The sequence below is a fragment of the Azospirillum canadense genome (assembly GCF_025961225.1).
Classification (GTDB): domain Bacteria; phylum Pseudomonadota; class Alphaproteobacteria; order Azospirillales; family Azospirillaceae; genus Azospirillum; species Azospirillum canadense.
On the sequence record NZ_JAOQNG010000006.1, the window covers coordinates 39356 to 53884 of the forward strand.

The 14529-nt window shown below is 70.3% G+C and carries 10 protein-coding genes and 1 pseudogene; 4 read left to right on the plus strand and 7 right to left on the minus strand.

The genetic code is table 11. From position 1 onward, the window contains the following. Positions 1 to 98: 98 nt before the first annotated feature. The 6 genes from M2351_RS26945 to M2351_RS26970 all read right to left on the minus strand — a co-directional run bounded on the left by M2351_RS26945 (position 99) and on the right by M2351_RS26970 (position 10010). On the minus strand, positions 99 to 2594 hold the full coding sequence (locus M2351_RS26945; RefSeq protein ID WP_264659133.1) for a glycosyltransferase: 2496 nt from the start codon (positions 2592 to 2594) through the stop codon (positions 99 to 101). Positions 2595 to 2634: 40 nt separating this feature from the next. Continuing rightward, positions 2635 to 3714 (minus strand): glycosyltransferase family 61 protein, encoded by a 1080-nt coding sequence (locus M2351_RS26950; RefSeq protein ID WP_264659134.1) that lies wholly within the window; start codon positions 3712 to 3714, stop codon positions 2635 to 2637. A gap of 118 nt (positions 3715 to 3832) precedes the next feature. After that, on the minus strand, positions 3833 to 5287 hold the full coding sequence (locus tag M2351_RS26955) for a mannose-1-phosphate guanylyltransferase/mannose-6-phosphate isomerase (protein ID WP_264659135.1): 1455 nt from the start codon (positions 5285 to 5287) through the stop codon (positions 3833 to 3835). Between the two features lie 146 nt (positions 5288 to 5433). Next, positions 5434 to 6480 (minus strand): rhamnan synthesis F family protein, encoded by a 1047-nt coding sequence (locus tag M2351_RS26960; protein ID WP_264659136.1) that lies wholly within the window; start codon positions 6478 to 6480, stop codon positions 5434 to 5436. 58 nt (positions 6481 to 6538) lie between these two features. Next, complete coding sequence (locus tag M2351_RS26965; RefSeq protein WP_264659137.1) at positions 6539 to 8332, minus strand: class I SAM-dependent methyltransferase; 1794 nt, start codon at positions 8330 to 8332, stop codon at positions 6539 to 6541. 208 nt (positions 8333 to 8540) lie between these two features. Then, the gene (locus tag M2351_RS26970) at positions 8541 to 10010 is read right to left on the minus strand and encodes a DUF2142 domain-containing protein (protein WP_264659138.1); all 1470 of its coding nucleotides are present in this window, start codon (positions 10008 to 10010) and stop codon (positions 8541 to 8543) included. 212 nt (positions 10011 to 10222) lie between these two features. Here M2351_RS26970 and M2351_RS26975 point away from each other — a divergent pair, with 212 nt between their 5' ends. Both M2351_RS26975 and M2351_RS26980 read left to right on the plus strand, forming a co-directional pair. Then, the gene (locus M2351_RS26975) at positions 10223 to 11749 is read left to right on the plus strand and encodes a glycosyltransferase (protein WP_264659139.1); all 1527 of its coding nucleotides are present in this window, start codon (positions 10223 to 10225) and stop codon (positions 11747 to 11749) included. 144 nt (positions 11750 to 11893) lie between these two features. Further along, positions 11894 to 12106, plus strand: a pseudogene (locus M2351_RS26980) (phosphoadenosine phosphosulfate reductase domain-containing protein); the annotation flags it as partial. Positions 12107 to 12144: 38 nt separating this feature from the next. On the opposite strand, the gene M2351_RS26985 reads toward M2351_RS26980, so the two are convergent. Next, positions 12145 to 13305: an RNA-guided endonuclease InsQ/TnpB family protein gene (locus M2351_RS26985; protein WP_264659140.1), complete on the minus strand. Its 1161-nt coding sequence runs from the start codon at positions 13303 to 13305 to the stop codon at positions 12145 to 12147. Positions 13306 to 13344: 39 nt separating this feature from the next. Here M2351_RS26985 and M2351_RS45000 point away from each other — a divergent pair, with 39 nt between their 5' ends. Beyond that, entirely contained in the window at positions 13345 to 13587 is a 243-nt protein-coding gene (locus tag M2351_RS45000) for a hypothetical protein (protein WP_319801928.1), read from the plus strand. 3 nt (positions 13588 to 13590) lie between these two features. Next, positions 13591 to 14439 carry an adenylyl-sulfate kinase gene (cysC, locus tag M2351_RS26990; protein ID WP_406567447.1) on the plus strand — a complete coding sequence of 283 codons (849 nt, stop codon included), beginning with the start codon at positions 13591 to 13593 and terminating at the stop codon, positions 14437 to 14439. Positions 14440 to 14529 lie beyond the last annotated feature (90 nt).

Genomic DNA, 14529 nt, shown 5'->3' on the forward strand with positions numbered 1-14529 from the left:
GCGCTTTTCACGGCAAAATCACTCTCCCTCCTGTGGCCCTCCTGTGAAAGGCGCGAGGATACATCTCGACGATGTCTCCCGTCCCTATCCACACAAAGTCAGCAGCGGGCCGCTCCGCCCACCCCACCAACCACGCGCAGCAAGGCCGACAGCGCCGCTTCGGGCGTGACCGGCGCGACGACGAAGCCGTTCGACCAGCAGCGCAGCCGCTCGGCCGGGGCGCCGATGTCGAAGGCCCCCACCGGCAACCCCAACCCGATGACCTCGTCCAGCACGTAGCAGTGGGTTTCCGGCCAGATCGAGGGCAGGAAAACCGCATGGCACCCCCGCTCGGCCAGGAGCCGGGAAAGCTGCTCCGGCTCGTAGCAGCCATTGTCGTGGAAATGCGCTGAGGTCAACAGCCGGTCGATGTTGCCGAACAGTTCGAAGTGGATCGGCAGCCGGTGCGCCTCGGCCAAGCGCACCATGTCCTCCAGGATCCGCGCGCCCTTGGCGACGTTGATCCCGCCGACGACGGCCACGCGGGCGACCAGGCCCGGCACCGGCAAAGGCAGAGGCGCTACGGTCGCGTGGTCGGCCAGATGCGGGATGATCCGCACCCGGTCGTCGCGCAACGTGAAGGCACGGCGCAGGACGGCAAGCGCGCTGCGCGAAAAGACGACATGGCGGTCGGCCAAGTCGAACAGGTCCTGCCACGCCCGGCGGTGGCCGGCCACATCGACGTCGGCGGCCCCGATCGCCGTCCCGGCGGCGCTTCCGTCCCGCCACCGGACATGTACGTTCGCTGGGGCGCAGGTCCGGCAACGCTCCAGCGCCGGAACGCCGCAGAAGCGGTCCTCCGCGTCGATCAGGTTCAGGGACGGGCAGACGGAGAAATAGTCGTGGTGCAGCAGGCGCAGGGGCACCTCCCTGCCGGCATTCCCACCTTGCCGGAGCTCCCGGATGAAGGCCATGACCTTGCCCATATCCGCGTAGCCGACCAGGGAGCTGACCACGACCTCCGCCAACGGTAGGGCAGCCACCAGAGCAGCGAGGTCGGCGAGGTCGTTCACAGGGAAGCGGAAGGCGGCCTCCCGGTGCAGAAGCTCGACGTCCAGCGCTCCCTCGGGCATGCCGAGGACCGGCTGCACCGTCGGCCGCACCAGCAGGACGGTCTGTCCCTGCGCCTGCAGGCGCGCGATCTCCTTGGTGCGGAAGGTGGCGGCCCCGCCCGTGCCCGGGTGGTCGAACAGCAGCACCGTCCGCGGCCGGCCGGGCAGGTCCCGCGCCGACAGGATGCGGAGGGCTGCGGCAGCCCGGGCGGGGCGCAGCGGATCGGCGCGGATAAAGTCCTGCACCTCCGCGTCGAACTCCGGATAGCGCTCCCGAATGACGGCGCCGGCCGCCTCGATCAGGGCTGCCTTCTCCGCGCTGGGAAAACTGCCGCCGTGGCGGTGATGGACGTAGAGGTTGGGCACGATCACATTCGTGAAGCCCCGCCGCATGGCGCGCCGGCACCAGTCCACCTCCTCGCCATAGCCGCGCCCGAAGGCCACCTCGTCGAAGAAGCCGATCTCCCGCAGCGCCCGGCGGTTCAGGGCCATGCAGAAGCCGACGCCGGTCGGCGCCTCGACCGGCGGCAGGCCGGCCATGGCCGCGAAGGCGGCGTCGATCTCCCCGACCGGGGCGTCCAGGAAGGGCGCGTTGTCCTCCGGCATCGCGGGAAAGCCGCAGATGGTGCCGGCGTTGGTGAAGGGGGTGGTGCTGGCGATCGATGGGCTCCGCTCGATCGCCCCGACCAGCCGCTCCAGCCAGCCGGCCGGCACCTCCACGTCGGTGTTCAGCAGGACAACATGACCATCGGGATTGAGGCGGGTCGCCGTCTCCACCCCGTCGATCACGGCCTTCAGGTAACCTTCGTTGCGCGGCTTAGCGACGACCGTCACATGGTCGAGCGAAACGCCGAGTGCCACCAGGAAGGCCGTAACGCTGCGGTCCGGGTTGCCGTCGTCGACGAAGACGATGCGGTGCCGCGGTTCCACCGTTTCGATCAAGGCGTGAACGAGTGGAGTCAGGAACTGCTTGCCGCCGTAGACCGGCACCACGATGGACACGGGCGCGGCGAGCGGCGCAACGTCCCGCGGGGCGCTCGCGAACAGGCCGAGTGCCGCGCACGCCCGGGTCAGCGGCGTCGGAAGGGCGGCGGCGTAGCGCAGGCCGCGTTCGGTCAGGAAGCGGTGCTCCACCGCCGCCGGCCCGCGCTCGCAGCCCACCTCCCAGCTGCGCGACGACAGGCCGGTGCGCAGCATCAGCGGGATGACCTCCTGCTCGCCGCCGGCGGTCAGCCGCAGGACGACGGCGGAGGTGTCGGGAGGCAGCGCCGCCACCACGACGAAGCCCGACCGTTCCGCCATCGGCGTGCCGCGGGCCAGGGCGACGTCCCGCCGGCCAATCTCCCGCTGGACGTGGATGGCGGGCGGACGGTTGCCATTGTCGATGACCATGTCGAAGTGGCAGGGGCCGTGCCGGTCGTGGAAGGCCCAGCCCTCGACCCGCAATTCGGCGCCGACCTCGATACGCTCAATGAAAAACGCGAACGTTCCATGCGTGGTCATCGCATCCTGCTCCTGCCCCAATCCGCCTTCAAATCCGCTTTCATTCCGCGAAAATCCGTTCCCGGTCCTCCGGGGACAGGACCAGGTCGGTGTCCCAGGGCATGACGCCCTGGATGGGTCCGCTCTGCGGGCAACGGACCTCCGTGTAGTCGAGGCCGCGCAGCGTTACGATGAACCAGAAGAAAGTGTCGGGCATACCGGCGGGTGTCAGGGTCACGACTTGCGCACCGGGTGGGGCGAAGGCGATGTTGGTCATCGCCGCCCCCATGACGCCGACGATCCGCGTGGCCCCCTTGAAGAGGGACACCTGCTGGGGCAGCGTCAGGACGTCCGGCTCGACCAGCGTGTACCCGCAAGCCTGGGCGTGGGCGATCAGGTCATCCTCGCCGACGACTCGGCGGAAGCCGGTTGCCCGGCGGGTGACGAACAGCCGCTCTGCCCCCGCCGCCGGAATGCAGCCGGCCAGGGCGTTCACGCTGTCGAAGACGAACGGCGACATGTACCCGCCATGCTCGCTGAGCCCATCCACCAGCAGCAGGTCGGCAAAGCGCCGGGGCGTGTCGTCGGCAACGATGGTTCGGGCCAGGTCGATCCCCAGCATGGACAGCGACTGGGCCATGGAATCGTTCAGGTGCCCCGGCACGTGTGCGACGAGGAAGCGGGCCTCCAGATCCCGCAGGTGGTGGTGGACGAGCCGCGCCTTGGGCAGCATCTCCATCATCCAGTGGCCGTAGTTGCCGATGCCGCGCTTCTTACACAGGAGGACCGGACCACTCGCGTCCGGCTCGGCCTCCGGTCCGCCCCGCCCGATGGCCGCCAGCACGGCCGCGTGGGCTTGGTCGATCTCCCCCTCGGAATGCTGGGTGATGGTCTCGCGGTAGAGATTGCCGTCGCGGTCGAACACCAGCCCTTCCTTGGCCACCCACACGTCGGCGAGGCGCAGGACACGGACCGGCCGCTCAGGGAAACGTGTCGTGTTCCAGGCCCATTCCATGGACTGCAAGATGGGCTCGGGAATCAGCTCCTTGTTGACCACGCGCGGATAGGCGGCGTCGAACCCCGGCGAGGTCATGGTCAGAATAACCGCGTCGTCGGGCAGGCTGATCGGTGTCGGTGGCATGCAGGGGCTTCTGGATGGGCCTTCCGTGGCGGAAGCCCCATCCTATGGCGTCCCAACGTTAAAAAATTATGCAAAGATTGGGCGAAGGCCGAATGACGCGGGCGTGGCCGTCCCTCCTTTACGGTCGGCCGTAATGGTCGTCGATGCGGACAATGTCGTCCTCGCCCAGATAGGCGCCGGACTGCACCTCGATCAGGTTCAGCGGAACCTTGCCCGGGTTTTCCAGGCGGTGCAGCGTGCCGAGCGGGATGTAGACGGACTCGTTCTCGCGCAGCAGGATCTGATCCTCCCCGCGGGTGACCAGGGCCGTGCCGTTCACCACGACCCAGTGCTCGGCGCGGTGATAATGCTTCTGCAGCGACAGGCGGGCGCCGGGCGCCACGGTCAGCCGCTTCACCTGGAAGCGGTCGCCGGCATGCAGCGACTGGTAGTAGCCCCAGGGCCGATGAACGCGGCGGTGCTGGCGCGGCTCGTCGCGCCCCTGCGCTTTCAGATGCTCGACCAGCGGCTTGATGTCCTGCGCTCGGTCTTTCGCGGCGACCAGGACGGCGTCCTCGGTGGCGACCACCACCGCGTCTTCCATGCCAAGCAGGGCGACGAGCGCGCCGTCCTCGCTGCGGACGTAACAGCCGCGGCTATCCCAGGCGATTGCGTCGCCGTGGCAGACGTTCCCACCCTCGTCCTTGGCGCCGATGTCCCACAGCGCCGACCAAGCGCCGACGTCGGTCCAGCCGATGGCGCAGGGCACCACGGCGGCGGCGTCGGTGCGCTCCATCACGGCGTGGTCGATGGAAATGGACGGGGCGGCGGCGAAGGCTTCCTCCTCCAGCCGGAAGAAGTCGAGGTCGGCGCGCCCACCGGCGAGCGCGGCGCGGCAGGCGGCGAGCACGGCCGGCTCCCAGCGCTCCAGCTCCTCCAGGTAGCGGCGCGCGGGCAGCAGGAACATGCCGCTGTTCCAGAAGACGTCTCCCTCGGCCAGGTACCGTTCGGCCTCCGCGCGCGGCGGCTTCTCCACGAAGGCGGCGACGCGGTAGGCGCCCTCCTGCCCGTCCAGGGGCAGGCCCCGGCGGATGTAGCCGTAGCCGGTCTCCGGCGCGGTCGGCACGATCCCGAAGGTGGTGAGCTGGCCGGCGTCCGCGGCCCGGGCAGCGGCGGACACCGCCTGCAGGAAGGCCGTCCGGTCCTGGATGACGTGGTCGGCCGGCAGCAGCAGCAGACGCCCGTCGGGGTCCTGCTCCGCGATGATCAGCGCCGCGATGGCGGCGGCGGCGGCGGTGTTCCGGCCAATCGGCTCCAGCACGATCCGCGCCCCGGCTGGCCCAGCGTCCTGGCCGATCTGGCGCATCTGCTCCGCGATGACGAAGCGGTGCTCCTGATTGCAGACGACGAGCGGCGGCGCGAAGCGGGCCGGGTCGGCAACCCGCAGGGCCGTCTCCTGCAGCATGGAGCGATCCGAGCTGAGCGGCAGGAACTGCTTGGGATACTGTTCCCGCGACATCGGCCAAAGCCTGACCCCGGAACCGCCGGACAGGATGACGGGGACGATGCGGGCGTTCTGCGCAGTGTTGGTCATGGCCGCCGATGGTGTGCGTCGCAAGGGACCACCGCTCGGCTTGCCGTGCGGCAGCAATCCTTTGTGACTACGGGAGGTATCCACCCCCTGTCAACTTGGCCAAAATGGAGCCCCCTTTCGCCTCTCCGACTAACGTTGAGTCGTTTTTAGACGCTCCGGTTCTTCAGCGACATTTCCAAATGGCGCAGGATAAGGTTGGTGTCGTAGTCGGTGGAGGTCCGGACCACCCGCTCCCAGTAGTTCAGCAGCGGGATGCGGGCCGGATTCTTCTGCAGAAGGTCGCGCTTGATGAACGGGAACTCCATCCGGGCGATCAGGTAATCCCAGAAAAAATGCGTCCCGTTCAGCGGCACGCCCGCGTTGATCGTGTGGAAGACCTGCTGGATGAAGCGCTTGCGCACGGGATCCTGAAGGGCGTCGTCGCCCGTGACGTTTCCCTCTACCACCGCCTCAATTAGGGCGGCGGCGGCCTGCCGGTAGGGGAAGGCGGCGCGGCAGTGCAGGCCGGCCCGGCGCAGAGCGCGGGTCAGCCCGATCTCGTACTTGCGCACGATCCACATCTTGGACTGGACGTAGCGCAGCTGGCGCCAGAACGCGGCGAAGGCCGGCGCGGTCAGGGCCGCCTTGTGGAACAGCAGGAAATAGCTCTGCAGATGGAAGGACCGCTCCCAACTGTCGGACGCCCCCCAGACATCCGCCTCCTCCGGGCTCATCCGGTCCAGCAGGCCGGCCAGATGGTACAAGGGGCCATAGACGCTGTCGTTGGCGAGCAGCAGCATGTCCAGAGCGCCCAGTTCAGGAACGGCCGCGATCCCTTCCTTGTAGGCGCCGAAGTCGTAGCCGACGTTGTCGCGCCGGACGATCAGGGCGCAGAGCTCCTGCAGAGCCTCGACCTGGACCAGCCGCGGCGCGTTGCTCACGAAGACGATGGCGAAGCCGAGGTCGTGAAGCTGGCGCAGGTAATGCCGCACGAAGTCGTGGACCACGCCCTGGCGGTCGTAATGGACGAACACCGCCACCCGCCGCGCGCCGGCCAGCGGCCGGTGCCCGTCCCAGCGCTCGCGCACATAGCTTTCCTTGCGGAAGACGCTGGCCGCGTAGGAGAGATAACCCCCGAGCAGCTTGGTCTGCGCGACCAGCCAGAAAAAGCCGATGCGCAGGCGCACAAGAAGGCGGGCCAGAATGCTTGTCATTGGGGCGGTGCCATCCTTGGCGCAATCAAACGGGGAACGCGATCAAACGGGGACAGGGTCACACGGGAAGCCGCTGGGAACGTGCCAGTTGCTCCGCCCGAGCGCGCAGGTCGGCCGGCACCGCCGGCAAGCCGGCCGCGGGGGTGAGGAGCCCGCGCAGCGCGTCGGCTGCCGCCGACTTCTGCCCGGACGCGGCAAGCACCTCGGCCTGGTGATAGAGCGCCGGCCACAACAGCGCGCCATAACGCCCGCCCGTCGCCTCCCCCAGATCGCGGCTCGCCTCATAGGCCTTGCCGAACCAGCCGGCGGCCGACTTCAGCGCCTTGCGGTGGTTGACGCAGAGTATGCCGAGCGCGAAGCCCGCCGAAGCTGTCTCCTCCAGCCCCTGCCCGTCCTCCTGCTTAGCAAGGTCGTCCTCGACGCCTTGGGCGAGCCGGTCGGCTGCGGCGTAATGTCCCAAGTTGACCAAATCCGTGAAGGTTTGCCGGCGCAGGCCAGCCAGAATGGTCGACGGGATGCGCTCGCCCAGGATGGGGCTGGGGTCTCGCGCCAGGCGCTCGACACCGTCAGCCGCCCCCATGGGGTTGCTCCAGGATAGGATCTGTGCGGCGTAGCTGCGGGCGCGCCAGGCGAGGTCGTCGGTTTCGCCGTCGTCGGCGCCGGCCGCCTGCAGCGCAGCGCGCGCGCGTTCGCCGGCCTCCCCCGCCGCCTGGAAGTAGAGGCGGGCCCGCTCGCGATCGTCGTCCTGCAGCCACACGGCCATACCCAGGCAATACAGGATGCCGCACAGGCTGAACGGGGCGCGGGCGTGGAAGCCCGCGATGTCGGCCGGCCAGTCGGCCATGGACGGCAGGGACTCCGGCTTGTCCAGCTCCAGGCCCCAGCGTGCGCGGCAGGCCTCGATCACCGGGACGGCCGCCTCGCGTGCCTCGGCGAAGCGCCCAGCGTGGGTCAGCTCCTTGAAGCGGCGGTAGCGCAGGCCGAGGCCCAGGGGAGTGCCGGCGGCAACGGTCCCTGACCGTTCGGCGAGATAATCAAGATAGCGCGCCCGGTCGAGCCGGCGTGACAGGTCCGCCGTCCCCTCCGTCATCGACGCGGCCGCGCGCAGCGTCGGCCCGTGCTCGACCACCGAGACGGCGGTGAAGCCAGCCCGGCGCAGCAGCGCCTCGAAGCCCTCGCGGCTGTAGAGCGTGACGTGGTAGCCGGGGCTGAGCAGAGGCACCAGGACGCCGGCCGACGTCTCGGGCTTGATCTCGCCGGCGTTGGGCGTGGTCAGCAGCAGCGTGCCGCCCGGCGCCAGGACGCCGCGCAGGATGGACAGGAAGCCCAACGGCTCGAAGATGTGCTCGACCACCTCGGAACAGAGGACGAGGTCGAACGGCTCGGGCCCGGCGTCGGCCGGGGTGCGCAGGTAGATGGACGAGATGTCCAGCCCCAGCAGCTCGCGCCCGGCGCGGGCGGCGAAGCCGGGGTCGATGCCCTGGACCGACCAGCCGAAGACTGTGCGCGCCACGTCGAGCGAGAAGCCGAAGCCGCAGCCGATCTCCAGGTAGCGGCGGACCTTGGACGGGTCGATGGCGGACAGCGGCTCGGCCATCACGTCGATGCCGGCACCCTGCTCCAGGTAGAAGGCGAGCGCGGCGTCAGTCGCCTGCGCGCTCTCGTACTCCGGCTGCTGGAGCGTCGGGAAGAAGGCGGTGCCGCAGCGGCCGCACAGGGCCAGGGGCAGCAGCGGGTTGGGCGGAACGGCCGAGCGGACGTTCAGGCGGACGGACTTCGGGCTGGCATCGGCGCAGGCGGGACAAACCGCGTCGATGGGCGCGGCGCTGCTGGTGTTCCAGTCGATGTGCATCCTGCTCACAACCTGAAAGGGGGCCGTCCGACGATCCTACCGAACGGCGAGGAAAGTACCGCCGCAATAGCAGAATAATCGCCGGACAGGCAACCGCGCTGACGTCACACACCGCCGCAGGATGCCCGCGGGAATCGATTTTCCACCGCCTTTCGAAACGTCTTCCCGCCATCGGCCGCGCGGCGCCGGGAGTCATCAGCCTCTGGGATCAGCCATAAACGGGCCACAGCCCCTTCCAAACGCCCAGGACCTCCACCAGCACGGCCCCGCCCAGGGCCAGGGCGGCGGCGAAGAGGGCAAGCCGCAGGCCCCGGCGCAGCCCGGCGGGACGCCATGCGCCGGCCGCGGCGGCAAGCCCCAGCAGGACCAGCGCGTGCATGGGCAGGAAATAGCGGCCCTGGACGCCGTCCACGGTGGCGGATCCCACCGGCGTGAAGCCGACCCAGAAAGCCGCCAGGACCAGCAGAGCGTAGGCCGGCGCCGGGACGAGGCAGCCGGCCGCGAAGCCGGCGTCGCGCCGGCGCGGGCCGTCGCACAGCGCCAGGGCCAGCAGCACCCAGAAGGCCGGCAGCACCCAGCGGTCGGACGCGTAGCCGTGCCAGGGCGGGGGATGGCCGCCGTAGCGCCCGTAGCCGTCGCGCCACCACATTACCGCCCAGTCGCGCACCGTGTCGGCAAACACCCGCAGGGCCTCCAGCGGGTCGGTCCGCAGGCGGGCAATCTGCGCCGCCGGATCGGCCCCGGTGCCCCAGTAGGGCCCGGGGACGAAGGGATAGGCCGCGTTCCACAGGACGGCAATGCCCAGCGCGACGGCGAGGCAAAGGCCGCCTAGCGCGAAGCGCGACCGCAAGCTGCTGCCGGCCACCGCCGCGGGCAGATAGAGCGCTGCGCCGGCGAAGGGGGCCATGGTGAGCTTGAGCAGGCCGAGCGCCGCTGATAGGGCGACCAGCCCAGCACCTTCCCCCCGGCCGAGCGGCGTGCCGCGGTCGCGCAGGCGCCAGACCAGGGCCAGCATCAGGACGGGCAGAGTCAGGTTCAGGGGATCAGCGCTCAGCGAGCAGGCGCTCTGCAGCGCCACCGGTGACAGCGCCAGGGCCAGAACGGCCACCCGCCCGCCCGGCAGCGCCCGCAGGATCGCCGCGACCATCAGGCCGTAGACGGCCAGGTTGCCGACGCGCCCCGCCCGCATCTGGCCGAGCGGCCCCAGCCCGGCGGCGCGCGCTGCGGCGACGCCCGCCGCCTGCGGCAGGTAGGCGAGCGGCGCGAAGCTGGCCGAGCTGGGAAAGGGCACCACCTCGACGGCCGGCGGCTGGGCGGCGAGGTGGTCGGACAGGGCGTGGGCCTCCACGGGGTCGACCGGCCCGTGCTTCTGGATGCGGTCGATGTGGTAGAGCATCTGGAGGTAGCCGGCCCGGTCGATCGGCCCGCCCCAGGAATTGGGGCCCAGCGTTTCGGCCAGGAGATGGCCGTCGGCGATCTGCAGCACGCGCTGCCAGTGGAAGGCCTCGTCCTGGGCGGCGAAGGGCGGCGTCCGGGCCAGGAGCAGCCCGCCGAACAGCGCAAAGTAGGCGGCGGCCAGGATCGCGATCAGGAGCGGCTCCGGCCGGAAGGCCGCGCCGGCGGGGGTCATGGAGACTCGCTCGACAAAGCCGCGGCCGATGAGCTTACGGCTGGACATCCGCCGATCCCTGTTCCGTTTTTCCATGGGCGGCCGCGATCCGGGGCGGGCCAGGGCGGACAGAACCACAAGGCGGGCTCCGTTGGGAATGGCGGAATGGCGAAGCGTCCTCGCCACGCCGCCGGAGGGCTGTTACAGTGCGCGCCCCGCTCACCCCGCCCGCACACCCCGTCAACGCCGCACCGGTCCCGCCGAAGGCCAAAGGCCGAGGAATGCCCTCCACCCTCCTGCATCTCGATCCCGGCCTCCCTTCCCGCGTCGCGCCCCGCTGCGACACACCGGGCCACGATCTGGTCTGGGGCTTTTCCGGCTGGGCCTGCCGTCCGGGCGCCCGGCTGCGCGCCGCCGTGGTGACGGTCGCCGGGACGCGCTTCCCGGCCACGGGGCTGAACACCGTCCGCCTCGACGCCGAAGCCGCGCAGAACCGCCACGGCCTGACCCCGGATCTCGCCTGCGGTTTCTGGGGGCTGGCCACGCTCCCGGCCACGCTTCCGGGCGCGCGCGCGGGGGAGGCACTGCGGCCCGTGCTAGTTCTGGAGTGGACGGACGGCACGCGGGAGGAGTGGCCGGCGGGAACGGTCGCCGTGGAAGAGCCGGCGGCGGCATCCAATGACGCGCTGCCACACGGCGATGCACCACCGGGCGACGGCCCGCTCGTCGCCATCGCCATGGCCACCTACAACCCCGACCCGGCGCTGTTCCGGGCGCAGGTGGATTCCATCCGCTCCCAGACGCACGAACGCTGGATCTGCCTGATCGAGGACGATGGCTCCAACGACGCCCACTGGCGGGACATCCTGGAGGCGACCTCCGACGACGGCCGCTTTCGCCCGGTGCGCAACGGCGTTAACCTCGGCTTCTACCGCAACTTCGAGCGCGCGCTGGGCCGCGTCCCGGCGGAGGCGGAGTTTGTCGCCCTGGCCGACCAGGACGACCGCTGGGCGCCCGGCCGGCTTGCCGCCCTGATCGCTGCCGTTCAAGGCGACGCCGTCCTGGCTTTCGGCAACATGCGGGTGGTGGACGGCACGGGGCGGGTCGTGTCGGAAACCTTCTGGCCCGGCCTGGACAGCCGCCACGACAGCCTCGACGCACTGCTGATGGCCAACGCCGTCACCGGCTGTGCCTGCCTGTTCCGGGCTTCGCTGCTGCGGCTGGCATTGCCCTTCCCGGCGCTCGGCCGGATCGCCTACCACGACCACTGGATCGCCTGCTGCGCTGCGGCGGAGGGCAGGATCGCCTACCTGCCACAGTCGCTGGGCGACTATGTCCAGCACGGGTCCAACAGCCTGGGCTACCGGCGGCGGCCCGGCCTGCGGCTGGCGGCCAAGCTGGCGGCCTCGCTCGCCCTCGCCCCGGCCCTGGCGCTCGCCGCCCAGTCGACGACGACCCGGCGGCGGCTGGCCGGTCCGCTGCACCTGCTGGTCGGCCTGCCCGATGCCGAGCTGGTCTGCCGCGCCGCCTTCGCCGAAACGCTGCGCCAACGCGTCCCGCCCTGCGGCGACGGCCGGGACCGGGACGACGAGGCACGGCGGACGGCGACGGCCACTTTCCTGCCCGGCCCGCACCCGGGCCGCCGCCTGCTGGCCGCCCTGGTCCGGCGCGGGCCGCGCGGCCGGGCCTTCCGCGGGGTTGCCGCACGCCTTTTCACCGGCCTCGCCATCGGGCGGCTGACGGGCCTTCTGGCCCGGCTGCACCCGCCGCCGGCCAGCCACACCGGCTCGGCGCGGGAACAAAGCTGAGCGGCCCGACCGAGGGGCTTGGCACAGCGACCGGAGTTGCGGTAAGCCCGCTCGCGTCCTGGTTGATCGCCGGCAGGCTGTGAACCGGGACGAACGCGCCTGCGGAGCGCACTACCGGATTGCACCATGAGGTGCGGGAACGCGATGCCGAACCTGCCTGACGACCTCCGGCTTCTCGAAGCGGAATCGATCGCTATCCTGCGCGAGGTCGCGGCGGCCTTCGCCCGGCCGGTCCTGCTCTATTCCATCGGCAAGGACAGCGGCGTGCTGCTGCACTTGGCGCGCAAGGCCTTTCACCCCGGACCGGTGCCTTTCCCGCTATTGCACGTGGACACCGGGTGGAAGTTCCGCGACTTGACATCCTCCGCCGCCTGAAGGCGGCGGATTCCCGAGCCTCACGGCGCAGGTTCCTGCTTCACCGAGGACTGCCCAGAATGCCGAAGCACCCCGAGACTGACACCCTCTCCACAGGCGGTCACCGCCAGTCCGGCGGCCAAAATGTTGCGCGCGGCGTTGTGGTCGCGGTCGTGGTGCGCGCCGCAGTCCGGGCACGCCCAGTCGCGATCCGCCAAGGTGAGCGCATGTCCCGTGGTCCCGCACACGCTGCACGTCTTCGTGGACGGGAAGAAGCGGCCCACCTTGACCAGCGTCCGCCCATACCACGCGGCTTTGTAGGTCAACTGGCGAATTAACTCACCCCATCCCGCATCGGCGATCGCCCGGCTGTGCCGCTTAGCTCTCAGCAGGCCCGTCACCGACAGGTCCTCGATGCAGATCGTTTGGTTGTCACGGATCAGCCGCGTGCTGAGGTGGTGCAGGAAGTCTTGCCGTGCATGGCGCACGGCGGCATGGGCGCGGGCAACCCTGAAGCGTGCCTTCGCCCGGTTCTTCGAGCCTTTCCGTTTGCGCGCGAGGCGGCGCTGTTCGCGGACCAGCCGCTTGTGCCGCTTCGCCAGATGGCGCGGGTTGGTGATCGTCTCCCCGGTGCTGAGGACGGCCAAGTTCGTCAGGCCAAGGTCGATGCCAATCGCGCCCCCGCCTTCCAACCGCTCGGCAAGGACGACGACGCGGCAGGCCACGTACCAACGGCCGTCCGCTTCCCGCGTCACAGTGACCGTGCTCGGCTCGCTGGGCAGCGCGCGCGACCACACCACGATCAGCGGTTCGGTCATTTTCGCCAGCTTCAGTTTTCCGTCCCGGTAGGTGAACGCCGACTTCGTGAATTCGGCGGACTGCGGCCCGTCCTTGCGGCGGACCTGCGGGTACCGCGCACGGCGCTGGAAGAAGTTGCGGTAAGCGGTGTCCAAATGGCGCAACGCCTGCTGAAGCGGGACGCTGGACACGTCGTTCAGCCAGACGAACTCCGGCAGCCTCTTCAGCGCCGTCAGCATCGCGTTCGTCTGGGGAAAGCCGCACCGTTCTGTGCGCTCCGTCCACGCCGCCTCCCGCATCGCGCGGGCCCGGTTGTAGACCACGCGCACGCACCCGAACGTCCGGTTCAGCAGATCGGCCTGCTCCGGCGTTGGATAGAAGCGAAAGCGGTAGGCGCATTCCACCGGTGTCACCATGCCTTGTATGTACTAGGAGTGACCTCCATGTTCAAGTTTTGTTCCGCTGTCGCGGAACTGCGCGCGCGGGTCGCCCGCATCGTAACCTTCGACGGCGATCGGCCGCTGGCGCGGGCCGGCGACGCGGTGACCGTGACGTTGGAGGCGGCGGTGGACGCCGCGCGCGGCGACCTGCTGGCCGCCCCGGAAGAAGAGCCGGAGGTGGCCGACCAGTTCGCCGCGCACCTGCTGTGGATGGCGGAGGAGCCGCTGATCCCCGGCCGCTCCTAGCTACTGCGGGCCGGGGCCCGCTGGGTGCCGGCGACCGTCACCGCGCTCCGCCACGCGGTGAATGTGGAGTCGCTGGAGCACACCGCCGCCGCGACGCTGGCAATGAACGCGGTCGGGCTGTGCAACCTGTCCACAGCGGCGCCGCTCGCTTTCGACGTCTATGCGGCGAACCGCCGCACCGGCTCCTTCATCCTGGTGGACCGCTTCTCCAACCGGACGGTCGGCGCCGGGATGATCCTGCACCCGCTGCGCCGCACCGCCAACGTGCACCGCCAGGAGCTGGCCGTAGCGGCGGCGGAGCGCGCCGCGGCCAAGCGGCAGCGCCCAGCGGTCCTGTGGTTCACCGGCCTGTCCGGCGCCGGCAAGTCCACCATCGCCAACCGGGTGGAGCGGCGGCTGCACGCGCTCGGCCACCACACCATGATGCTGGACGGCGACAACGTCCGGCTGGGGCTCAACCGCGACCTGGGCTTCACCGTCGCCGACCGGGTCGAGAACATCCGGCGCGTGGGCGAGGTGGCAAAGCTGATGACGGAGGCCAGGCTGATCGTGCTGTGCGCCTTCATCACCCCCTTCCGAGCCGAGCGGGAGGCCCTGCGCGCCCTGTTCCCGGACGGCCTGTTCCTGGAGGTGTTCGTGGACACGCCGCTGGAGGAGTGTATGCGGCGCGACCCTAAGGGGCTCTATGCCAAGGCGCGGTCCGGGAGCTTGCGCGACTTTACCGGCGTCGACTCCCCCTACGAGCGGCCAGACGCGCCGGACCTGCGGCTCGACACCACGGCGGAGGACGCCGACACGCTCGCTCTGCGGGTGGTTGAGGACCTGCGCGCCCGGGGCATCCTGGACGCCTGACCCGCCCGCAAAATATCGCGGCCCAAAAATCTGGACATCCGGCCGCAGGCGCGCGCATTCCTCCCCCTCGGAGTCCCGGCCGCCACCCCC